We start from the raw sequence: 23,877 nt of genomic DNA, 5'->3' as shown, positions 1-23,877 counted from the left end.
GCACGCTGCCTGCGTAGTAGTACGTACCGACCCCCGACGCAGGAGCCTCCCCATGCAGACCCGTATCCCCGCCCCTCCCGGCCCCGGCCCGACACCGACGCTTACCGGCGGCGGGAGGCGGGCTTGATGGAAGCCTCGGCCATAGGGTCGGACACCCCGGCGCGGACCCCGCCCAGCGAATGGACACCCGCCCCATCGGCGGCGGCCGGGCAGGAAACCGAACTCGCCGGGGTGATCGGCGACAACCTGCGCCGTTTCCGCAAGCAACGGGGCTGGTCCCTGGAACAGTTCGGGCGGCTCGCCAAGGTGAGCCGGGCCATGCTGGGCCAGATCGAACTGAGCCGCAGCGTCCCCACCATCACCGTGCTGTGGAAGATCGCCCGCGCCCTGGACGTGCCGATCTCCGCCCTGCTCAACCGCGACATGCAGGAAGGTCCGCGCACCATCGCGGCCGGCCAGGCCCGCATCGTGTCCTCGCCTTCGGGATGGCTGCGCTCGCGGGCGCTGTTCACCCCGGACATGGCCGGCAAGGTCGAGTTCTACGAATCGACCCTGGACGCCTGGGCCAGCGAGGAGGCGGAACCCCATCCCCAAGGCTCCAGGGCCAATCTGGCGGTCTGCCAGGGCCAGTTGGAACTGCTCATCGAACAAAAGCGGTATCCGCTCTCCGCCGGCGACGCGATCTGCTTCGCGGCGGACCTGCCGCGCAGCTACCGCAATCCCGGCCCGGCCGAAGCGCGGTTCTATCTGGTGATGGCCTATGCCGAACCCCGCTACCGCCCCCTACCCCCCGTATGAACGACCCTCAGGAAACACAGTGCGCCCGATGAATTTGAAGGCTTGGGCCTTGGCCGGATGCGTGGCGTTCGGCCAGGACGCGACCGCCAACACCCTGAACGACGGCCTGGGCCTGGGGGTGTTCGGCAACCCCAATCCCAACACCCCCAGCCCCGGCACGGTGTTGCTGGCGATTTTCGACGCCGGGCCCGGCGATTCCCCCAACGCGGGCAAAACCCTGTTGGTGAACACCCGCTGGAGCTACGCCGACTTGGTGAACGGCGTGGCCGTGGTCCCGTTGGACCTGTCGGCCAACCCGGATTTCCAGGCCATCCAGGGCGACGCCCTGCAATACAACGTGGTGGGGGCGTATGGACTCTACCTGGACCCCGACAGCGGCAAGGCCAACCTCGACCGGGACGGCGCCACCTTCCCCTTCGACGACGGGGTGCCGAACAACGCGCCCTGGGGCATCGTCGCCAGCGGCCACGACGAAGCCGCGTTCAGCCACGATGTCAACGACCTCAACAATTCACTGCTGAGCGGTGTCCAGACCTATTGGAACAACGTGAACGCCGACCTGGCCGGGATCGGGGCCACCGAGGACTCGGGACCGGATACGGTCCTGGTCGATCCGGGCGACGCCGCCGATTGGGGCGCCAGTTGGAGCGGCAATTTCGGCGGCACGGGACTGGGACTGACTCCCGACGCCAGCACCGTCAACGGCGTCGGCGATATCGCCAAGCTGTATTGGATCACCAACCCCTCGCTCGATCCCAGCAATCCCAACGCGGTCGCCGTGCTGGGCACGCTGCAACTCTCGGCGGCGGGCGTCCTGAGCTATTCCGCCGCCGGTGCCAACCACGCCCCCACCGCCGACGCCGGCCCCGCGCAAACGGTGAACGAAGGCGCGGACGTGACCCTGGACGGCTCCGCCAGCAGCGACCCCGACAGCGGCCAGACGGCCCAGCTCGGCTATCGATGGACCGCCCCTGACGGGATCAGCCTCAGCGATCCGACCGCCCAGAAACCCAGCTTCACCGCCCCGGTGGCCGATGCCGACCGGGTCTACACCTTCACCCTGGTCGTGACCGATCCCGCCGGCACCGCCAGCGCCCCGGCCACGGTCGCCATCACCGTCCAGCACCTCAGCAACCACGCGCCCACCGCCCAGATCGCCCAGCCCGCGGTGGCGAAGGAAGGCGATAGCGTGACCCTGGATGGCTCCGGCAGCAGCGACCCCGACACCGGCCAGACCGCGACCCTGACCTATCAATGGACCGCCCCGGCGGGGATAGCCCTCAGTGATCCCACGGCGCGGAAACCCAGCTTCACCGCCCCGACCGCCGACGCCGACCGGACCTATAACTTCACCCTAGTCGTCACCGACAGCCAAGGCGCGGCCAGCGCCCCGGCCACGGTGGCGGTCCTGGTGCGCCATATCAACCGCGCCCCCACCGCCAACGCCGGCAGCGCCCAGAGCGTCAACGAAGGCGATAGCGTGACCCTGGACGGCTCCGCCAGCAGCGACCCCGACACCGGCCAGACCGCCACCCTGACCTATCAATGGACCGCCCCGGCAGGACTAAGCCTCGGCGACCCCACGGCGCAGAAACCCAGCTTCACCGCCCCGACCGGCAACGCCGACGCCAGCTATCGCTTCACCCTGGTCGTCACCGACAGCCAAGGCGCGGCCAGCGCCCCCGCCAGCGTGGACATCGCCGTCAAACACCGCAACCGCGCCCCCACCGCCAACGCCGGCGGCACCCAGACCGTGGACGAAGGCGAGCGCGTGACCCTGGACGGTTCCGCCAGCAGCGATCCCGACAGCGGCCAGACCGCCACCCTGGCCTATCGCTGGACCGCCCCGGACGGGATCAGCCTCAGCGATCCCACCGCGCAAAAACCCAGCTTCACCACCCCGACCGCGCTGGGCGACCAAACCTATCGCTTCTCCCTGGTCGTGACCGATGCCGATGGCGCGGCCAGCGCGGCCGGGGCGGTGGATATCCAGGTCAAGCACCGCAACCAAGCGCCCAGCGCCAATCCCGGCCCGGACCAAACCGTGGACCCCGGCGCGGTGGTGGCCTTGAACGGCGGAGCCAGCGCCGATCCCGAAGGCGATAGCCTCAGCTACCACTGGAGCCAGCTCTCCGGCCCGGTGGCCGTGAACCTGGGCGGGGCCGATGCCGCCACCGCCAGCTTCGGCGCCACGAAACCGGGCGATTATGTCTTCCAACTCGAGGTCGCCGATCCGCAAGGGCTGGCCGCGCTAGCCACGGTCAAGGTCACGGTGGACGCCCCGGTCAACCACGCCCCGACCGCGGCCGCGACCGCCCCGGCAACGGTCGAGGTCGGCGCGGTGGTGGCCCTGGACGGCAGCGCCAGCGCCGACCCGGACGTGGGCGACAGCCTCGCCTACCGCTGGACCCAGGTGTCGGGACCGGCCACCACCCTGAGCAGCACCGACACCGGGCGGCCCATCTTCATCGCGGGCGGCGCGGGCACCTATGCCTTCAAACTGGCCGTCACCGACAGCGCGGGGCTGGCCTCCGAGGCCGACGTGCAAATCACGGCGACCGCGCCGGGACCGGGTATCGCCTTCACCCAGGCGCCCACGGCCTGGCGGGTCGGCCAAGCCCAGACCGTGACGTTCCAGGGGTTGGGCCTCAAGGGCCAAACCAAGGCCAAGCTGCGTTTCTCCAAGAACGGCGGACGTTTCCAAGTGCTGGGCAGCGCCACCGTGGCCAAAGGCCGCTACCGCTGGAAACCGGCCAAGCAGCACATCGCCGCCCAGGGCATCCTCCAGGTCTGCGCCCCGCTCGGTTCCAAGCAACCCGTCTGCGACAGCGTGGACATCGAAGTCGCGGCGGCCCACCCATGACCGCGGACACCCCACCCATGAAATACCGCTGGACCGGCCTCCTGACCGGCGCGTTCTGCTGGACCCTCGCCGGGACCGCGACGGCCAACACCTTGAACGATGGCGTCACCCTCGGCACCTCCGGCCTCCCGAGCCCGGGCGATACGCTGGTGGTCATCGTCGATACCGCCACCGGCGCTTCCCCCAACCAGGGCAAGACCCTGCTGGTCAACACCCATTGGCGCTATTCCGATTTGGTGAAAGGCACCACGGTCCCGCAGTTCGACCTGTCCGCCGATCCCAACTACCTCGCCATCAGCCAAGACCCGCTGACCTTCAACCTGGTCGCCGCCTACGCCCTCTACCAGAACCCGGACAACGGCAAGGCCAACCTCGACCAGAACGGCGTGGAACTGCCCTTCGACGATTCCATCGACGGCAACGCGCAATGGGGCCTGGTCGTGTCCGGCACGGCGGCCGACATCTTCAGCACCGATGTCAACGACATCAACAACACCCTGAACAACGGCGTCCAGTCCTATTGGAACGCGGTGAACACCGCCCTGGCCGGAGCGGGGGCCACCCCCACCGCGGGCACGGACACCGTCCTGATCGGCCCGGACGACGCCGCCGCCTGGGATGCCGCCTCATGGAACAATCTGGGCGGTTCCGGGATCGTCGTGGGCAACGCCGACGGCACCGGCAACACCGCCATCGCGGGCGCGGGCACCGAGGGCCAAGTGTTCTGGATCACCAATCCCTCGCTCCAACCCGGCAACCCCAACGCCATCACCCCGCTCGGCACCATCCAACTGACCCAGGGCGGACAATTGGTCTACGTCCCGGCGGGCGGCGAACCCCCGCCCCCGCCGACCAACCACCCGCCCGAACCCAAGATCGCGGCCCCCGATACGGCGGTCACCGGCACCCCGGTCGCCCTGGACGGCAGCGCCAGCACCGACCCCGACCGCAACAACACCCTGAGCTATGCCTGGACCCAGACCGGCGGTCCCGCCACGGTCAACCTGGGTGGGGCGGACACCGCCACCGCCAGCTTCAAGGCCACGGCCATCGGCAATTACAGCTTCAGCCTGACCGTCACCGACAACCACGGGGCCAGCGCCTCGGCCAGCGTCACCGTGACCATCACGCCCCCGGTCAACCATCCGCCGGTGGCAAACGCCACCCCCGCCCAGGCCACGGTCAACACCGGCACCCTGGTCACATTGGACGGCGGCACCAGCACCGACCCCGACGCGGGCGACAGCCTGGCCTACCGCTGGGAATGGGTTTCGGGACCGGCCACGCCGGTCTTGAACGGGGCCGATAGCGCCAGCGCCCGGTTCAAAGCCGAGGTGGTGGGCGCTTACGTCTTCAAGCTCACCGTCATCGACAACCACGGGGCCAGCGCCAGCGCCACCGCCGCCATCACGGTGGACCCCAACCACGCCCCGGTGGCGCGGGCCAGCGCCGACGCCCGCGTCGGCCAAGGAGCCGCCGTGGTGCTGGACGGCAGCGGCAGCAGCGATCCCGACGGCGACGCCCTGGTCTACGCCTGGATTCCGCTCGCGGGCCCGACCACGGCCCGGCCCGATCCCGCCGATGCCGCCGTGGCCCGTTTCACCGCCGCCGCCCCCGGCATCTACCGCTTCAAGTTGATCGTGGCCGACGGGCTCGGAGCCGACGCCTCGACCGAGGTCCAGGTGAAAGCCGGCCCCGGCGTGGTCCTGAACGCCCCGACCACCTGGCTGGCGGGCCGCGCCCAAACCATCGCCATCACCGGTTTCCAATTGGGGAACAAAGCCAAGGTCGCCTTGAGATTCTCTCCCGACGGACGGCGTTTCAAACCCTTGGCGCGGGTTTCCCTGAAAAAAGGCACCTACCTTTGGAAACCCGGCAAGCGCGATATTACCCGGCAAGGGGTGATCCAGGCGTGCCAGGATATTAAAAATCCCGCGAGTTGCGACGAGGTGTCGAATATCTCCGTGCAGACCATACCCGGCGGCTAAACAACATCGCCCTTAAATTCCACGTGGGAATACAGGCCGGGACATTCCCATGCCCCGTGATGCCGGGATTATCGAATAGGTTCGCGCAACCGCTTTTACATCACTCCGGCAGGGAACGCCGGAATCCAGGCCACGGACGGCAAGGTTTCGCGGTTCGCAGGGCGGCGCGGATCAAGCCATAGCGGTGGATTCGGCACGTTCGCCATCCCTGCCGAAACATCGGCTTCAGATCGAACCGGGTGTGTAGATAATTTTATAGGCCCCGCACCGGAAATACCCTGGACAACCCGGCATGCGATATTAATCCATTATATTGGACAGACAGACAATCAAACTGGATAACCCACCGGACCAACTATGTTTATAACCCGAAATTCTTGGCCGACTGGTTTTTAGGCTTTTATATTATAAACCGAGCCAAGACCCCAGCTCCGATTTTCAACGGTGGACCCCCTTGGCGGCTAGAAGCGCTTTGAACAGGAAAAAACAGAAACCATAAAAAGGTTTCAACAAGGGATTATCAATGAGCGGCAAGCTCCCCAAGATTCCTGGGCGCATACTGATTGGTTCGACTTAATCGAGATATTGACGGCCCGGTAGCCTGGGCCTTGGAAAACATCGAGGAATCACTATGAAACAAAGCAACGGCCTGAAGCAATCGGCGGTGGCGGTGGGTCTTTTGGTGGGAGCGCAAAGCGCCCTCGCCCTGCCGCCCACCACCCCGCTGCCCGACGCGGCCCACACCATCTATCTGGCCGGCGGGGCCGCGCAAGACCCCGCCCTGGACAAGCTCATCGCCGACAACCTCGCCGCCCCCGGCACCCTGGACATCTACTACGACAACGGCAACCCCAACGGTGCCAAATACCGCGCCTATTTCTTCACCACCAACACCAGCAAGGTGCCGGGCCTGTCCAGTTCCTCGGTCAACGTCCTCATCTACAAGCGTTCCAACGGCGGGGCGGGCTATGGCGTGATCCCCTTGATCCAAGACCCGCCCCCGACCGTGAAGCAGTTGGATTTCACCCCGGCCAATTCCTGGACCTTCGACGCCACCAACAACCGCTACGTGGTCTCGGGCACCCAGACCGGCCAGTATGCCGACGCGGGCATCACCGGCGTGAACCCGAGCATCCTGACCGGCGGCAACTACCCGCAACCGTCCGGCACCGGGGTGGGCGATGTGTTCAGCACCACGGAAACCGTGCCTAGCGAAGTGAGCGCGCGCCTCGCCGTCACCCCGGCGGGCGGCTTGACCTATGGCCTGGCCGTGACCAAGGATTTCTACAAGGTGTTGCAGGCGGCCCAGATTTATAGCGGCACCCTGCCCTCCACCACCCCCTTGGGCTCGTATGACCAAGCGGCCCGCATCCCGACCCTGACCCGCCAGTTCGCGGCCTCGCTCATCGCCGGCAAGATCAAGTCCTGGAATAGCGTGGTGGTATTCAACTCGGCCGGGGTCGGGAAAACCCTGCCGGAGATCGCCTCGGCCAACGGCATCACCCTGCCCGACCAGGTCGGCAGCGGCTCCAGCGCCGTCTCCCCGGTCAGCGTGGGCAACCGCAACAAGGGGGCCGCGGTCGGTGCCGCCTTCAGCGCCAAGCTCCTGAACTATCCCACCCTCGCCAGCGCCTTCCCGCCGGCCAGCCAACCGACCCTGTTGAACCCCTTGGCCCTGCCCTATGTCACCCAGGCACCGGGCGCTTCCCAGCAAGAACAGGTCTTGCTGGACTGGCAGAACGGCACCAATGTCAGCGGCCTGAACCCGCCCGCCGTTTCCGGCGGCACCCCGCCCAAGCGCTGGGGCGTGGCCGAGCAAAGCACCGACTGGAACCCGAGCTACGCCAAGGACTACCGCTACGTCCGCATCGACAACTATGCCCCGACCCTGGCGAACATCCATATCGGCGGCTACCCGCTGTGGGCGGAACAAACCCTGCAATGGCGTAAAACCTATACCGGCGCGACCACGACCTTCACCGGCCTGATCCCCACCGGCGACAAGCTGCTGATCCTCAAGAAGCTGGCCGCCGTCCTGGGTTCGCCCAGCGCCGCCGCCCAGGTCAACGCCCAGCTGAACAGCGCCATCGGCGCGACCGGCCTGTTCGGCGTCAGCACCGATTCCAGCGTCAAGACCCTCAGCGCGGCCTTCGATCCCAACAACCCGATCATCCCCTACACCCATGTCAATGGCGCGTTGAACGACTGGCTGCTGCCGGTCGTCAACGGCGCGAAGCTGGGCACGGTGAAGCTTCCCTAAGGAGACCCACCCAAGGCAGGACCGGGGGGCGGGCTTCCGCCCCCCACCCGCATCCCCATGGACCGCCGGTCCCCAGCACCGGCGACACCCCATCGATAACGGAAACCGAATGGCCCAGGCCAGCCGACACCAGGTGAAAACGCGATGACGCGCAAGCACCTCTTACATCCCCTGTTCCCCGCCGCGCGGGTGAGTCCGCCGCTGCCCTTGGCCGTGGCCATCCGTGGCCTATTGGCGGGCGGTTTGTTGTTCGGCGGCGGGCCGCGCCCAGGCCGGGCGGAATTGCCGGTGCCCGCCGATATCCTGGTCGCGCCCGGCGCGGGCCAGGTCCAGGCTCCGGTGGTGCAGGGCAACACCATGACCATCCGCCAAATCTCCGACAAAGCCACCCTCGACTGGAAAAGCTTCAATATCGGCGTCGGCAACACGGTCAAATTCCAGCAACCCGCCGCCACCTCGGTGGCGCTCAACCACATCCACCAAGCCGACCCCAGCCGCATCTACGGCACACTGACCGCCAACGGCCAAATCTACCTGGTCAACCAGAACGGCTTCGTGTTCGGCAAAAGCGCCCAGGTCAACGTCAACTCCCTGGTCGCCAGCACCTTGAACATCAACGACTCGGTGTTGCAACTCGGCCTGGCCCAGGGTTTCGACAAGGACGGCAGCGCCGCCCTCTCCGCCACCGACGCCGAGGGCCGGACCACCCAGCAGCTTTACCTCAAGGACGCCGCCGGGAATCCGGTGCTGGACCAGAACGGCCAGAAGGTCAAAATCCAGATTTTCGTGGACCAGGGGGCGACCATCGCCACCCACGCCGCCAATGGCCGCATCATCCTGGCCGCGCCCTCGATCACCAACAAAGGCGTTATCGAAGCCCCGGACGGCCAGGTCATCGTGGCCGCGTCCCAGGACAAGGTCTATCTGCAACAGGCCGACGCCGATTCCGGTATCCGCGGCCTCCTGGTCGAAGTCGGCACCGGCGGCGATGTCAACAACATCGGCAAGATCATCGCCCAGCACGGCAACGCCAGCCTGATCGGCTTCGCGGTGAACCAGAACGGCTTGGTCTCGGCCAGCACCTCGGTCAAGCTCAACGGCTCGGTACGCCTGTTGGCGCGGGAAGGGGCGCAGGCCAACACCGAAGGGGCTTTGCAACCCCTCTCCACCCGCCGCGCCCAGGACGCGGGCGATGGCCTCGGGCTCAAGGCCAAGGTCACGCTCGGCCCCAACAGCCTGACCTCGGTCGAACTCGACGCCAACAAAGCGGAAACCGCCGTCGATGCCCAGACCCAGGGCCGCTCGCACATCGAAATCGCCGGACAGCGCATCCTGGCCCAGGCGCAGTCCACCGTGCGGGCCTATTCCGGCGTGGTCGATCTGACCGCCAGCGACGACCCCAACAATGCCGCCGTCAAAGGCGACAGCCGCGTCTACCTCGACCGGGGCAGCCGCATCGATGTGTCCGGCACCCAGGTCGTGCTGCCCATGTCGCGCAACGTGGTGAAGGTCGAACTCCGCAACAACGAACTGCGCGACGCGCCCTTGCAGCGCGATGGCGTGCTGCACGGCAAAACCGTCGCGGTGGACCTCCGCGACGTGGACGCCGACGGCCATATCCCCATCGCCGATATTTCGGGCGCCCTGGCCCGCATCGCCCGCAACATCGACGAACGCAGCACCACGGGCGGCACCCTCAACATCGCCTCCAGCGGCGATTTGATCGCCCGCCCCGGCAGCGTGCTAGATGTCTCGGGCGGTTCGGTGGCCTATCGTTCGGGCTACATTCAGACCACGCAGTTGATTTCGGGCAACCGCCTCTACGACATCGGCCAGGCCGATCCCAACCGTCATTACACCGGCATCCTTGGCGATATCGTGCGGGTCCATGCCAAATGGGGCGTCACCGAGCGCTGGACGCGGGCCGGTGTGGGCCTACAACGCTACGAGCCGGGCTATGTGGAAGGCAAGGACGGCGGCAAGCTCAATCTCTCGGCCTATAACGCCATGTTGGACGGCTATCTCAAAGGCCAGACGGTCAACGGCAGGCTGCAACGCCAATCCGGCACCAGGACGCCGGGGGCCGAATTGTCCATCGACCTGAACCAGGGCAATTTGCAGGGCAAGCAGGATGTGGTGTTCGCCAAGACCGCCCACGCGGCGGCGAGCCTCGGCGCGGACGGGGTTTTCCCCACGGTCCCGGCGGCGGACGGCAGCGCCACCGCCGCCGCGTTGAACCTAAGCGCGGCGGCTTTGCGCGGCACCGGCTTCACCCGGGTCGCCATCGCGACCAATGGCAAACTCAGCCTGGAACGCGGTGCCCGGCTCGCCCTGCCCGGCGGCGGCAAGCTGGACCTCGCAGCGGGCGGCTTCGATATCGAAGGCAAGATCAGCGCCCCCGGCGGCGAGGTCGATCTCAAACCCATCGCCATCGAAGTCGATGGCAAGCCCCTCCCGCAAGCCAGCGCCATCGTGTTGGGTCCACAAGCGGCTATTTCGGTGGCGGGCCGCTGGGTGAACGACCTCGCCGACCCGGTGGGACAATCCCGCCGGCCCCGGACCGTGGATATCGCGGGCGGCAGCATCAGCCTCGTCACCGAACAAGGCGATTTGACCCTGCTGCCGGGCAGCCGCATCGACGCCAGCGGCGGGGCGTGGCTGGCCGGGAATACCCAGCTCACGGCGGGAACAGGCGGGTCGATCCAACTGCATGCCCAAACCCAGGTCCAGGGCGGCACTCCCTCGAATTTGAACCTGGGCGGCACGGTATCGGCCTGGGGACTCAAGCAGGGCGGCAGCCTGGATTTGGCCTCGGGCGCGGTGTTCATCGGCGCGGACCGGGACGCGCCCCCGCCGCAAACACCGGGCGTGGTGCCCCTGGTGGTGTCGCCCGCCAGCTTCCGCCGTGGCGGCTTCGCCAATTACAGCCTCGGCGCCAACCTCGACGGCCTGGACGTGGCCGACGGCGTGCAACTCCATCCGCTACAGCGCAATCTGGCCCTGCCCGATAACGCCACCGGCCTGCATTCCCTGGACCGTCTGCCCGCCGGCACCCATGCCGTCACCCTGCCGGACGACCTGCGCGGCGCGGCCAATCTGAGCCTGCAAGTCGCCCACAGCGCCGAGCAGAACCGCGACGGCGTGCTGAGCGTCGGCAAGGGTGCCCAAATCACGGTGGACCGGCTGGGCGCGGTCAAGCTGGCTTCCGACACCTCGATCCATGTCGAGGGCGGCATCGACGCCCCCGCCGGGGCAATCGCCCTCGATCTGGTCAAACCCACGGCGGGCGACCATGGTTTCTACGCGGCGCAGGCGATTTGGCTCGGCCGCGACAGCCGCTTGTCGGCGCGGGGCGTCTTCGCCCCGGCCCGCGACGCCACCGGACTCCGCACCGGCGAGGTCTTGCCGGGCGGCAGCGTGGACCTGACGGCGCGGCGTGGCTACATCGTGGCCGAAACGGGTTCGCGCATCGATGTCTCCGGCACCGCCGCCACCCTGCAATTCCGCGACGATCCCGACACCACCCACATCGGCGAGCGCAGCATCCCCTCCGATGGCGGCAGTATCCACCTGACCGCGGGCGAAGGCCTCGTGGCCGACGGCGCGTTCCTGGCCCAGGGCGGCGGAGCCGGAGCCAGCGGCGGCAGCCTCAAGGTGGAACTGAACGGCACGCTACGCGGCAAGCCCACCGATTTGATTCCGGGCGGCGTCTTCCCCGACGACCGCAACCCCGACACCCCGCGCAGCCTGATCGTCGCGGCGGATGCCAGCCCGGCCCTGCCGTCCACCCTAAGCTTCGGCCAGGACTTGCCGACGGCGGATTTCAGCGGACTGGGCCAGCTTTCCGCCGAGCGGATCGACGCGGCGGGCTTCGGCACCATCGCCCTGCGCACCGACGCCGTCAATATCAACAACGCCTATGTCGGCAGCATCCGCTTCCAGGGCGCGGCGCAACTGACCGCCGACCGGCAAATCACCCTGGATTCCCCGACCCTGGCCTGGTCGGCGGACAGCGGCGGCACGGTCGGGCTGGTCGCGCCCCTGGTCCAACTCGGTTCGACCCAAAGCCGGGTCGATACCCTGTCGGGCTCCACCGTGCTGGCTTCCAAACTGGCCCCGGACGCGGTCGCGGGCACGGGCCGTTTGCAGGTTTCCGCCCAGGGCATCGACTTGGTGGGCGGTCTGAGTTTCGACGGCTTCGGCCAGGTCGCGCTCAATAGCGCGGGCGATATCCGCGCCATCGGCATCCGTCAGGCCAAGGAAGCCAAGGATTATCTGGGCGAATTGCATCTGGCCGGGGATTTGAGCCTCTTGGCCCAGCAGGTCTATCCCACCACCCTGAGCGACTACGCCATCACCCTCACCGGCGACCCAGCCACCTTGTCGGTCCAAAGCTCGGGCGGCGAACGCGCCCCGGTCTACTCGGCGGGCGGCAGCCTGACCGTCAACGCGGGCAATATCGTCCAGGCCGGCGTGGTCGTGGCCCCCTTCGGCCAGATCAAGCTCAATGCCGCCAAGCTCTTGCAATTGTCCTCGGGCAGCCTGACCTCGGTGTCGGGCGCGGGGCTGACCGTGCCGTTCGGGCGCGGTTCGGGCGGGCTGAACTGGCTCTATCCGCTGGATTCCACCGGGCTGATCAACCGGGTCATCGACACCCCGCCGGAAAAGCGCATCGCCCTGGACGGCCAGAATCTGCGCCTGCAACCCGACGCCATCGTGGACCTCGCGGGCGGCGGCGATTTGCACGCCTATGAATTCATCACCGGGCCGGGCGGCTCCAACGATGTGCTGGACCCGACCGACGCCGCGTTCTCCACCAAGTTCGCGGTCATTCCGGGCGTGCACGGGATTTCCACGCCCTACGATCCTTCGGAATTCCCGGCCTCCGGGCTGAGGGCGGGCGACAGCATCCATCTGAGCGGCGGTTCCGGACTCCCCGCCGGGGACTACACCTTGCTGCCCGCGCACTACGCCCTATTGCCCGGCGCCTATCTGGTGACACCGGAAACCGGAACACAGGACTTGAACCCCGGCCAATCCTACAAGCTGCCGGACGGTTCCACCGTGGTGGCGGGCCGCTATCAAGTCGCCGACACCGGCCTGCGCGACGCCCGCTGGCAGGGCTTCGCGGTCGCGCCGGGTTCCACCGCCCGCCTCTATTCGGAATACCACGATTATTCGGCCAATAGCTTCTTCACCGCCCAGGCCGCGAAAAACGACAACGGCACGGTGCCGCGCCTGCCCATGGACGCGGGCAGCCTCGCCTTGTCCGCCGCCACGGCCCTGACCCTGGACGCCAGCGTCTACGCCCCCGCCGCCGTGGGGGGCCGGGGTGGCGGGGTCGATATCAGCGCCGACCATCTGGCCGTGGTCGGCCAAACCGCCGGGTTGACCCAACAGCCGCAAGGCACGGTGGCCGTGCTGGCCGACGACCTCGACCGGCTGGGCGTGGAAAGCCTGTTGCTGGGCGGTTTGCGCAGCCAGGAAACGAAGGGCCAGCGCATCACCGTCACGGCGGACAGCGTGACGGTCGCGGGCGATGCCGACCTCGCGGGCCGGGAAATCATCCTGGCCGCCAAGGACGAGGTGAAAGTCGAAGCCGGCGCGGTGGTGGCCAGCACCGGCAACACCGGCGGCAAGGCCGACACCCTGCTGGTATCGAACCGGGTCGCGGGCGACGCCCCGGCCAATAGCGACGGCGCTTTGCTGCGGGTGTCCTCCCTGGATCAAGTCGAAGTCGTCCGCGACCAGGCCACCACCGGCGATACCGGCGTCCTCAGCGTCGCCCGCGGGGCGCGGTTGCAATCGGAGGGTTCCATCCTGCTCGATTCCACCCAGGACACCCGTTTCGCGGGCAGCTTCGCCATGCACGGCGGGGCGCTCTCGCTCAAGTCCAGCCAAATCAGCCTGGGCGACGCCCCCGCCAATACCGGCGGCTTGGTGCTATCCGGCACCCAGCTCGCCGTGGACGATTTGCGCCTCATCAGTGCCGGGGCCATCAACCTCTATGGCGATGTCTCGGTCTCGGCCAAAACCCTGAGCCTGGATGCCGCCGCCCTCAATGGCTATGGCGCGGGCAGCGCGGCCCACCTGAGCGCCGGAACCCTCGCCTGGAGCAATCCCACCGCCGCCGCCACCGGCGCGACCGGCAGCGGCGATGGCACCTTGAACCTCGACGCCGGACGCATCGAACTGGGCGTCGGGCAATATGCCATCACCGGCTTCGGCAAGGTGGGCCTCAACGCCAGCGAAGCCCTGCTGGCCCAAGCCGCCGCCCAGACCGCGGCGGGCACCACCAGCACCACGGCCAGCAGCGCCACCGTCGGCAAGCTCACGGTCGGCGGCGATTTGGCCCTGAACGCCGGGCACTTCAGCGGCGAGAGCGGCGCGACCCTCGCCATCGAGGCCAGCGGCCACAGCCTGACCCTGGGCGCGACCCCGGCCCCGACCGATCCGGCCAAAACCACCGGCCTGGGCGTCAGCCTGAGCCTCGCGGCGGACAGCATCGCCGGGGCCGGGCGCTTCGACCTGCCCGCCGGCCTGCTGAACCTCACGGCCCGGAGCGGCGATTTGACCCTGGCGGCGGGCACGGCCATCGATGTCGCGGGGCAGGCCGTCGCCATCGGCAGCCAAACCCGCTATGTCCCGGCGGGGAATGTGACCCTGGTCGCCACCCAAGGCAATATCGGCTTGGATGCGGGGGCCAGCATCAATCTCTCGGGAGCCGCCATCGCGGCGGGCGGCGACCAGACCAGCGACGCGGGCAACCTCGCCGTGCAAGCCCCGCAAGGCCGCTTCGCTTGGAATGGCCAGATCGGTGCCAGCGCTCCGGCGGCGGGTTCGCGGGCGGGCCGGTTCACGCTGGATGTGGCGGCGACCGGCACCGCCGCCGACCAGGACAGCGGCGCGGCCCTGTCCGGCCTCAATGCCAAGCTGGCGACGGCGGGCTTCACCGACACGGTGTCGATCCGCCAGCGCACCGGCAATGTGGTGTTGGCGGCGGGGCAAACCCTCACGGCGCATCGCTTCGATCTCGCGGTGGATCAAGGCTCGGCCCGGATCGCGGGCCGCATCGACGCCTCGGGCGCGACCGCCGGGACGGTCTCGGTCCAGGCCACCCAAGGCATCGCCCTCACCTCCGGCGCGGCCATCGATGCCCATGCCAATAGCGCCGGGGAAAAAGGCGGCAGCGTCACCCTGGACACCGTGGCGACCGGCCTGGACGACACCCATTCCGGACGGTTGGACCTGGCGGCGGCTTCGACCCTCGATGTCTCCGGCGGCGCGGGCGGGGATGGCGGCTCGGTGCATCTGCGCACCGGGCGCGACGAAGCGACGGGCGCGGTCAACGCCAGCGCCATCGACACCCGGATCACCGGCAGCGCCCGCACCGTGCTGGAAGCCACGCGGGTCTATACCGGCGTCGGCGTGATCGATGCCGCCGCCATCGCCCAATACCAAGCCGACACCGCCGCCTTCATGGCCAAGGCCCAAGCCCCGGCGGATCACTCCGGCGCGGGCGTGTTGCTGGCACCGGGCCTCGATATCCGCAATAGCGGCGACCTCGCGCTCAACAGCGTGTGGGATTTCATGGCGAAAGCCACCGATCCCGATACCGGCACCCAAACGGCGCTGTGGCGCTGGGGCGGCGTGCCCGGCTATCTGCGCCTGGACGCGGGCGGCGACCTCAAGATCAACGCCTCCCTCACCGATGGCTTTGCCATCGCGGCCCTGCCCGATCCGCTCAATATCGTCCTGCCCGACCAGCCCGGCGCGCTGCGCTTCCAGGATGTGATCCAGCCGGGCTATTCCTGGAGCTACCAGCTCCAGGCCGGGCGCGATGTGCTGCTGGCGAACCAGTATCAGGTGCCCAATCCGCTGGACGCCACCACGACCCTGTCCAAGCAAGTGGTGGTGAGGACCGGCACCGGCGATATCGATATCCAGGCGGGCCGCGATATTACCTTCGTCGCCGACGCCCAGGATTCCACCAAGGCCGCCGCCGTCTACACGATGGGCCGTCCCGCCGATTATTCCTGGGGCGATTTGCTGCTGGGCAATATTCCCGGCGTGCCCAAGCCCGATCCCAATATGCAGCTCGCCGATTATCTGCGCGGCCTCGATTCCACCCAGATGGCGAGCTTGCTGCGCTGGGGCTATCTCAACGAATACCAAGTGGCCTGGGCCTTCCTGGCCGAATATCCCACCCACGGCGGCAATATCGACCTGAGCGCCGGGGGCGATATCCGCGGCATCCAGACCGGCCAGTTGAGCAGCGATTGGCTGGTGCGCTCCGGCACCTGGAACGACGACCCCAACGACACCGGCAAAACCCCCACCGCCTGGGGCATCAATATCAGCGGCACCACGGCCAATACCACCAATATCACGGTGGGCGACGACGGCCAGCCTAATTCCGATAGCACCGGCACGCCCATCACCGATGCCTCTGGCAATCCCATCACCGACGAACACGGCAACCCCATCGCGCTCAACGAGCAGGGCAACCGCTATTTCAACCAGAACGTCGGTGCCCTGGGCGGCGGCGATGTCACGGTGCGGGCGGGCGGCGACGTGGCGGACTTGTCGGTGATGATCCCCACCACCGGCAAGCCCATGGGCGTCCTCACCACCCCCGGCAACGGCGGCAAACCCAACACCGGACCCACCGCCGGGCTCGACAGCCAATGGCTGGAAAACGGCACCGTGGTCCAAGGCGGCGGCAATCTCGCCGTGCGGGCGGGTGGCGATATCCGGGGCGGCGAGTTCTATACCGGCCAGGGCGCGGGGCTGTTGGAAGCGGGCGGTTCGATCCGGGCGGCGGATTCCGGGCTGGCCAGCATCGTGGAATTGGGCGATGCCCGCTTCGACCTGAAGGCGCGGCAGGATGTGGTCCTGGGCACGGCCTTGAATCCCACCCTGCTGCCGCAGCGCGTCATCCCCGACGCCGCCAGCGGCCAGACCGCCGATTTCATCACTTACGCTCCCACGAGTTCGGTGAACCTGTGGTCGGCGGCGGGCAATATCACCCTGCAAGGCGGTTTGGACGCCTGGAAAACCGTCAAGAATTATTCCCAGGACGAACTGGCCGAATTCAATCTGGCGCTGTACCCCGGCACGCTCAAAGCCGTGGCGGCGCGGGGCGATATCCGCATCGACGGTTCCATCAACCTCTATCCCTCGCCCCAAGGCCAACTCGAACTCCTGGCCGGGAACGACCTCACCACCGACAACCTGGACGACAACGCCCTGACGGTGAACCTCTCGGACGCCGATCCGGCCAGCTTCCCCAGCGTGGCGCTCCCGGTCACGCAGTTGGTGGGCAACGCCGACAACCCGATCCTGCTGAACCAAAGGCTGGACCCGTCCAACCCGGCCACCAGCGTGATCCACGCCTCCACCCCGGTGCATAGCGGCGATACCCAGCCGGCCCTGCTGGTGGCGGGCCAGGGCGATATCGCCGTGTCCGGCGGCAGCCGCATCCGCTTCTTCCTGTCCAAGCCCACCCAAGTCCAGGCCGGGCGGGATATCCGCAACGTCAGCTTCTACACCCAGAACCTCGCGGCGGGCGATATCAGCCTGATCCAAGCCCAGCGCGATATCGGCTTCGACACCAGCCTGGACAACAACGGCAACGTCAACGGCCTGGATCAGCGCATCCAGCAATCCGGGCCGGGGCGGCTGCAAGTACTGGCCGGGCGGGATATCAACCTGGGCAGTTCGGCTGGGGTACTGAGCGTCGGCAACCTGTCCAACCCGGCCCTGTCCAGCACGGGCGCATCCATCGACATCCTGGCGGGACTCTCGGACCCGCTCGACCTCAAGGGCTTCTTCGACGCCTATCTCACACTGGACAGCGCTTATCTCAAGACGCTGGAACTGCCGGGAGACGACACTTTCGCCCGGCTTTCCGCCGCCGACCGGCGGGCCTATCTCGCCACGCTACCCGAGACCACCCAACTCGGCCTGGCCCAGAAAATCCTGTTCAGCGAGATCAAGCTCGCCGCCGCCGCCGCCGCCAAAGCGCCCGAAGGCCAACGCAAGGCGCTCTATCAACGCGGCTTCGACGCCATCGCCAAGCTGTTCCCCGGCGACAAGTACAGCGGCGACCTGGGGCTGGTGTTCAGCCAGATCAAGAGCTTCACCGGCGGCGATATCAACATCGAAACGCCCGGCGGCAAGGTGGACGTAGGGCTAGCGGGCAAGGTCGCGGGGCTACAGAAAAGCGCCGACCAACTCGGCATCGTGGTGCAGGGCCAGGGCGACCTCAACGCCTTTTCCAAGGGCGATTTCAACGTCAACCAATCGCGGGTGTTCACCATGGGCGGTGGCGATATCGCCCTCTGGTCCTCGGCGGGCAGCATCGACGCGGGCAAGGGGGCCAAATCGGCCATCTCCGCCCCGCCGCCCACCACCACCCTCGACGACAAGGGCAACATCGTCACCCTCTTCCCGCCCATCGTCTCGGGCAGCGGCATCCAGGCCATCACCCCTTCCGACGGCAGCGGCAAGCAGGGCAACGTCTATCTGGCGGCCCCGGCGGGCGTGGTCAACGCGGGCGAGGCCGGCATCAGCGGCGGGCGGGTGGTGATCGCCGCCAGCGCGGTCATCGGCGCTTCCAACATCCAGGCGTCGGGCGGCACGGTGGGCGTGCCCACGGCGGTCGCGCCCCCGGTGATACCGAGCGGCGTCGCGGGCGCGGCGGCGGGCGCGGCCAAGGCCGCGACCCAGTCGGGCGGGCTCGACGACCAAGGCAAGGCCCAGGCAGAGAACGAGAGCCTCGCCAAGGCCCAGGCCGTCGGCAACAGCCTGCTCAACGCCGATGTGGTGGGTTACGGCCAGTGCAGCGTGACCGATGTACGCAACGGCAAACCGGGCTGCGGCGGCGACCCCACGGCGACCAACTAGACCGTTTCCACATAAGGTATATAGCGTGGGCGCGTTTAGCGATACGCTAAAGCCGGTGGCGAAAAAATCCCCGCCGCTTCCGCCAACCGCCGATTCCCAAGCTCCGCCGGGGAATCCAAGGCCCGGAAGCCCTGCTTCGCGGCCACGCGGGAAAGGGGCACCACCCAACCCGGTTTGGAAAATAGCTAAAAATAAACAAAGACTTGAAAAAAACACGGCACTCCAAAATGACCAGAAAACAACTTCCCTTGGGGCTGGCCTTGCTCCTGATTCCGGCCTTGGCCTTGGGCTGGTGGAACGAAGAGTGGACCTCGCGCCGCCAGCTCACGGTGGACGCCAGCGCCACCGGCGCGGACATCCAAAACACGTTGGCCGATTTCCCGCTGTTAATCCGTCTACATGGCGGCAACTTCGGCTATTTCGGGGAACTGGCCGAAAATGGCCGCGATATCCGCTTCCTCAAGGACGACAAGATCGCGCTCAAGCACCAGGTCGAAAAAATCGACGCCCTCAACGAAATGGGCTTGGTCTGGGTGAAGCTGCCGGAAGTGCGCGGCGGGGTGGCGACCGACGCCGTATGGTTCTATTACGGCAACGCCAACGCGCCCGATGGCTCGGACAGCAAGGGGCTGTACGACGTGGCCCAAGGGCTGGCCTACCACTTCACCGAAGGCGAAACCCTGCCACAGGACGCCACGGCCTACGCCACCCATGCGGCGGATTCCAAGGCCGGCATCGATCCGGGCGGCTGGATCGGCGCGGCGGCCAAATTCACCGGGGCGGGACCGATCACGGTCAATCCGGCCCCGCAACTGGCGGTGGACCCGGCCAAGGGCTGGACCTATTCGGCCTGGGTCAAATTCGACGCGCCGCAAACCGCCGCCAGCCTGCTCGAAGCCCGCGACGCCGCCAACGCCCTGGAACTCAATCTGGACGGCACGGCGCTCTCGGCCCGCTACCAAGGCACCGCCACCCCCGCCGCCAATCTCACACCCGGCAAGTGGCAGCACATCGCCCTCGTCGCCCGCCCGGACCAGCTGGAACTCTATGTGGATGGCGCGCTGGCCGGGAACGCGGCGATCAAGCTCGCGGCGCTGAATCCCAGCCTCGCCATTGGCAAGGGTTTCACCGGGCTCCTGGACGAAGTCCAAATCGCCGCCACCGCCCGCCCCGCCGATTGGATCAAGCTCAGCTACCGCACCCAAAGCCCGGATTTCGCGGTATTGGCCTATGGCCAGGACGAAGCCAACGCCAGCGAGGGCGGCGGCCATTTCATGGTGATCGTGCAGAACGTCACCCTCGACGGCTGGGTCGTGATCGGCCTGACCGGGATCATGTTCGTGGTGGCGGTGCTGGTCATGGTGGTCAAGGGCGTGGTCATCTCCCGCATCGCCAAGGACAACCGGGCGTTCCTGGCCCGCTACCACAAGCTCGACGCCGCCCACCTCAGCGCCCTCGACCAAGAGGAAACCGAGGAGGAACAGGATATCGGCGATTCCGACCTACTCACCGCCCTGGTCGGCAAGCACGACCATTTCCAAAGCTCCACGCTCTACCACCTGTACCACACCGGCATACGGGAACTGAAAATCTTCGTGGGCGACGCCGACGACCAGCCGGTACCGCCCGAAGCCTGGAACCTGTTGCGGGTGCGGCTGGATTCGCAAGTGGTGCGGGAAAGCCAGCGCCTCAACAGCAACATGGTCCTCCTCACCATCGCCATCGCCGGCGGGCCGTTCCTGGGCCTGTTGGGCACGGTCATGGGCGTGATGATCACCTTCGCCACCATCGCCGCCACCGGCGACGTGAACATCAACTCCATCGCCCCCGGCATCGCGGCGGCCTTGCTGGCCACGGTGGCAGGGCTAGCGGTCGCGATCCCGGCCCTCTTTGCCTACAACTACCTGCTGACCCGCATCAAGGAAATCACCGCCGATATGCGGGTGTTCACCGACGAATTCCTCGCCCTGCTCGCCATGCGGGTGGCGGTGCGGCAGCGCGGCTTCGGCATCGGCGGCGACGGGATATGAACGCCGCCGTACCCCGGCCCGGCCACGACGCAACCACACCAAGGAGCGCCTCCCCATGAAAGTCGAATCCGAAGAGAAGGTCTACGACGACATCAACATCACGCCCATGCTGGACGTGGCCTACGTGCTGCTGTTGATCTTCATCATCATGACCACGGCCACAGTGCAGGGCATCACGGTCAACCTGCCCAAGGCCAGCAGCACGCCGAGCCTGTCGAAGCCCAAGACCAAGGCGATTTCCATCACCCCGGACGGGACGATCTACCTCGACACCTACCCGGTGTCGATCCAGGAACTGGAAACCCGGCTGGCGCAATACAAGGCGGCGACGCCGGATTTGCCGGTGGTGCTGAAGGCCGATGCCTCCATCCAGTATGAAAAAGTCATACAGGTGCTGGACGTGGTGACCCGGCTCGAAATCAGCCAGCTCGGGCTGGTCACACAAAAACTCGTGAAATAGGCCCGCCCGATGGACAAGAAAAAAACCTGGCTGCGGCGTCTGCCGCTATTGATCGGGGCGGGCTTGAGCGTGTTGATCGCGGTCGGCGTGTTCCTGCTGAAAGACCTGTTCCAGAAAGGGCCGCAGACCAAGCGCGTGGTCCAGCAAATCAGCGTGGTGCAACCGCCGCCCCCGCCCCCGCCGCCCCCTGAGCAGAAACCGCCGGAACCCGAGGTGAAAGAGGAGAAGATCGAGGAGCCGGAACCCGAACCCGAAAAGGAACCCGAGCCCGCCCCGGAAGAGGCCGAGGCCCCCCCCGGCGAGCAACTGGGCGTGGATGGCGAAGGCGGCGCCGGTTCCGACGCCTTCGGGCTGGCGGCCCGCAAGGGCGGGCGCTCGCTGCTGGGCGGCACGCCCGGCAGCTTGATCCACTGGTATGGCGGACAGGTTTCGCACCAGCTCGAAACCGAATTGCACGCGCTGTTGGAAGACACCCACGCCCGCAAGAGCAGCTACGCCGTGATGCTGGATATCTGGATCGGCCCGGATGGCCGCCTGAGCCGGGCCGAACTGACCAGCGGCAGCGGCAAGCCCGAGGTGGACCAGGCCATCCGCGCCGCCCTCCCGAAGCTCAAACTGGCCCTGCAAAAACCACCCCCCGAGAACATGCCGCAGCCGGTGAAGATCAGGCTGACCTCCCGGATTTAACACGCAATCTCCCCCGGCTCCTTCCGGCCTGGAGTCCAAAGCCCGCTTTGGAGGGTGTCGAGCGCCCAAAGCCCGCTTTGGACTCCACGGATCGCGGGGCCGATAAGAAAACCACAGGGCTATCCGATGAAAACCGCTAGAACCACCCTCGCCGCCCTCTTGGCGGGCTCCTCCCTCGCCGGCGTCCAGGCCGCCGAAGACCGCGAAGCGACCCTGGTCAACCGCAATATGACCGTCAACCTGATCGAAGCCCTGGTGCAAAAGGGCATCCTCGACCGCGCCAGCGCCGACGCCATGATCCGCGACGCCCAGGCCAAGGCGGTGAAGGAAGCCAAGGCGGAGCTGGCCCAGGAAGCGGCGCAAGCCAAAGCCCAGGAACCCGCCGCCCCGGCCCAGAACGCCAAGGGCAAGGACATCCATGTCGGCTACGTGCCCGAGTTCGTGAAGAAGGAAATCCACGACCAGGTGCGGGCCGAACTCAAGGACGAGGTGTTGAAGGACGTGAAAAAGACCGCCAAGGCCGAGCAATGGAATTTCGCCGATTCCATCCCGGACTGGGTCCACCGCATCAAGCCCTATATGGATGCCCGCCTCCGGTTCTCGGACGAATTCTTCCCCTCCGGCAACGCCCAGTTCTACGACTGGCAAGCCATCAACCACGAGGGCGGCATTTCCCAAGCCTTGGCCAAGAACAGCGCCTACCTCAACAGCACCATCGACCGCGCCCGCATCAACGAGCGCTTCCGGGTGGGTTTCGACGCCCAGATCACCGAGGGGCTGAAAGCCGGGTTCCGCCTGACCACCACCAATATCTACAGCCCGGTCTCGACCAACCAAACCCTGGGCGATTACAACTCGGCCTGGATCGTGGCCCTGGACCGCGCCTTCCTGCAATACGACTACGTCGATGGCCAGGGCAACGATTGGCTGACGCTGTGGGGCGGGCGCATCCCCAATCCCTTCATGTCCACCGAGATGCTCTATAGCGCCATGCTCAGCTTCGAGGGGCTGGTCGGCACGGCGCGGTGGCGGTTCGGGCAGGACGATCCCACCGTGTCTTCCTACCACGCGCCCTTGGCGACCGGGCGCTATGGCATCAACCTGGGCCCGCAGACCCCCAATACCATTTTCGCCACGGCGGGCGTGCTGCCCTTGCAGGAGGTGAATTTCTCCTCCTCCGACAAGTGGATGTTCGCGTTCCAGGCCGGGGCCGATTGGCTGCCGTTCCAGGATTCGCGCTTGAAGCTGGCGGCGGCCTATTACGATTTCAGCAACGTCCGCGCCGTCCGCAACAGCCTGGACAGCGACCAATACGACTGGACCGCGCCCCAATTCATGCAGAAGGGCAATACCCTGGTCGCCATCAACGACGCCAAGAACCAGACCGCCTGCAACACCGGGGCGCTGGGGGCGCAGAACGTGTGCCTGGTGGGTTTGGCCTCGAACTTCCAGGTCATGGATATCATGGCGGCCTTCGATTACGCCGGATTCGCGCCCACCCACGTCCTCCTGACCGCCGACTACGCCAAGAACTTCGGTTTCGATTCGGCCTATATCGCCAGCGAATTCGGCGACAGCTATCAGCCGCACACCAACGCCTACATGGTGCGGCTCGACGTGGGCCGCCCGGAACTCAAGCGCTTCAACGATTGGAACCTGTTCTTCAGCTACCGCTATATCGAAAGCGACGCGATCCTGGACGCCTTCAACGATCCGATCTTCCACGAGGGCGGCACCAACGCCAAGGGCTGGACGGTCGGTGCCCAGTATGGTCTGGCGACCAATACCTGGGTGGATTTGCGCTGGTTGTCCAGCGACGCGGTGAGCGGCCCGCCCCTGAGCATCGACACCCTCAACCTCGACCTGAACGCCAAGTTCTGAGG

The 23,877-nt window shown here is 67.0% G+C and carries 9 protein-coding genes; all 9 read left to right on the top strand.

Annotation, left to right across the window (positions count from 1 at the left end; translation table 11 throughout):
• The first annotated feature begins 126 nt into the window (after positions 1 to 126).
• The 9 genes from K5658_RS10210 to K5658_RS10170 all read left to right on the top strand — a co-directional run bounded on the left by K5658_RS10210 (position 127) and on the right by K5658_RS10170 (position 23,875).
• Positions 127 to 798, top strand: coding sequence for a helix-turn-helix domain-containing protein (locus K5658_RS10210; protein WP_221066817.1), 672 nt, complete (start codon positions 127 to 129; stop codon positions 796 to 798).
• Between the two features lie 28 nt (positions 799 to 826).
• Positions 827 to 3,661 (top strand): PKD domain-containing protein, encoded by a 2,835-nt coding sequence (locus tag K5658_RS10205; RefSeq protein WP_221066816.1) that lies wholly within the window; start codon positions 827 to 829, stop codon positions 3,659 to 3,661.
• The gene (locus tag K5658_RS10200) at positions 3,658 to 5,649 is read left to right on the top strand and encodes a PKD domain-containing protein (protein WP_221066815.1); all 1,992 of its coding nucleotides are present in this window, start codon (positions 3,658 to 3,660) and stop codon (positions 5,647 to 5,649) included. The genes K5658_RS10205 and K5658_RS10200 overlap by 4 nt, the downstream gene beginning before the upstream one ends.
• Positions 5,650 to 6,280: 631 nt before the next feature.
• Complete coding sequence (locus tag K5658_RS10195; RefSeq protein ID WP_221066814.1) at positions 6,281 to 7,909, top strand: hypothetical protein; 1,629 nt, start codon at positions 6,281 to 6,283, stop codon at positions 7,907 to 7,909.
• A 144-nt stretch (positions 7,910 to 8,053) separates the two neighbouring features.
• Positions 8,054 to 18,817 carry a filamentous haemagglutinin family protein gene (locus tag K5658_RS10190; protein ID WP_221066813.1) on the top strand — a complete coding sequence of 3,588 codons (10,764 nt, stop codon included), beginning with the start codon at positions 8,054 to 8,056 and terminating at the stop codon, positions 18,815 to 18,817.
• 227 nt (positions 18,818 to 19,044) lie between these two features.
• A complete protein-coding gene (locus K5658_RS10185) occupies positions 19,045 to 20,847 on the top strand; it encodes a DUF2341 domain-containing protein (protein ID WP_221066812.1) in 1,803 nt (600 codons plus the stop codon).
• Positions 20,848 to 20,902: 55 nt separating this feature from the next.
• Complete coding sequence (locus tag K5658_RS10180; protein WP_085213102.1) at positions 20,903 to 21,307, top strand: ExbD/TolR family protein; 405 nt, start codon at positions 20,903 to 20,905, stop codon at positions 21,305 to 21,307.
• Between the two features lie 9 nt (positions 21,308 to 21,316).
• Positions 21,317 to 21,994, top strand: coding sequence for an energy transducer TonB family protein (locus tag K5658_RS10175; RefSeq protein WP_221066811.1), 678 nt, complete (start codon positions 21,317 to 21,319; stop codon positions 21,992 to 21,994).
• Positions 21,995 to 22,120: 126 nt separating this feature from the next.
• Positions 22,121 to 23,875 carry a putative porin gene (locus K5658_RS10170; protein WP_221066810.1) on the top strand — a complete coding sequence of 585 codons (1,755 nt, stop codon included), beginning with the start codon at positions 22,121 to 22,123 and terminating at the stop codon, positions 23,873 to 23,875.
• The last annotated feature ends 2 nt before the right edge of the window (positions 23,876 to 23,877 follow it).

The organism is Methylomagnum ishizawai (genome assembly GCF_019670005.1).
Taxonomy (GTDB): Bacteria; Pseudomonadota; Gammaproteobacteria; order Methylococcales; family Methylococcaceae; genus Methylomagnum; species Methylomagnum ishizawai.
This window is presented reverse-complemented; position numbering and strand designations above follow the sequence as displayed.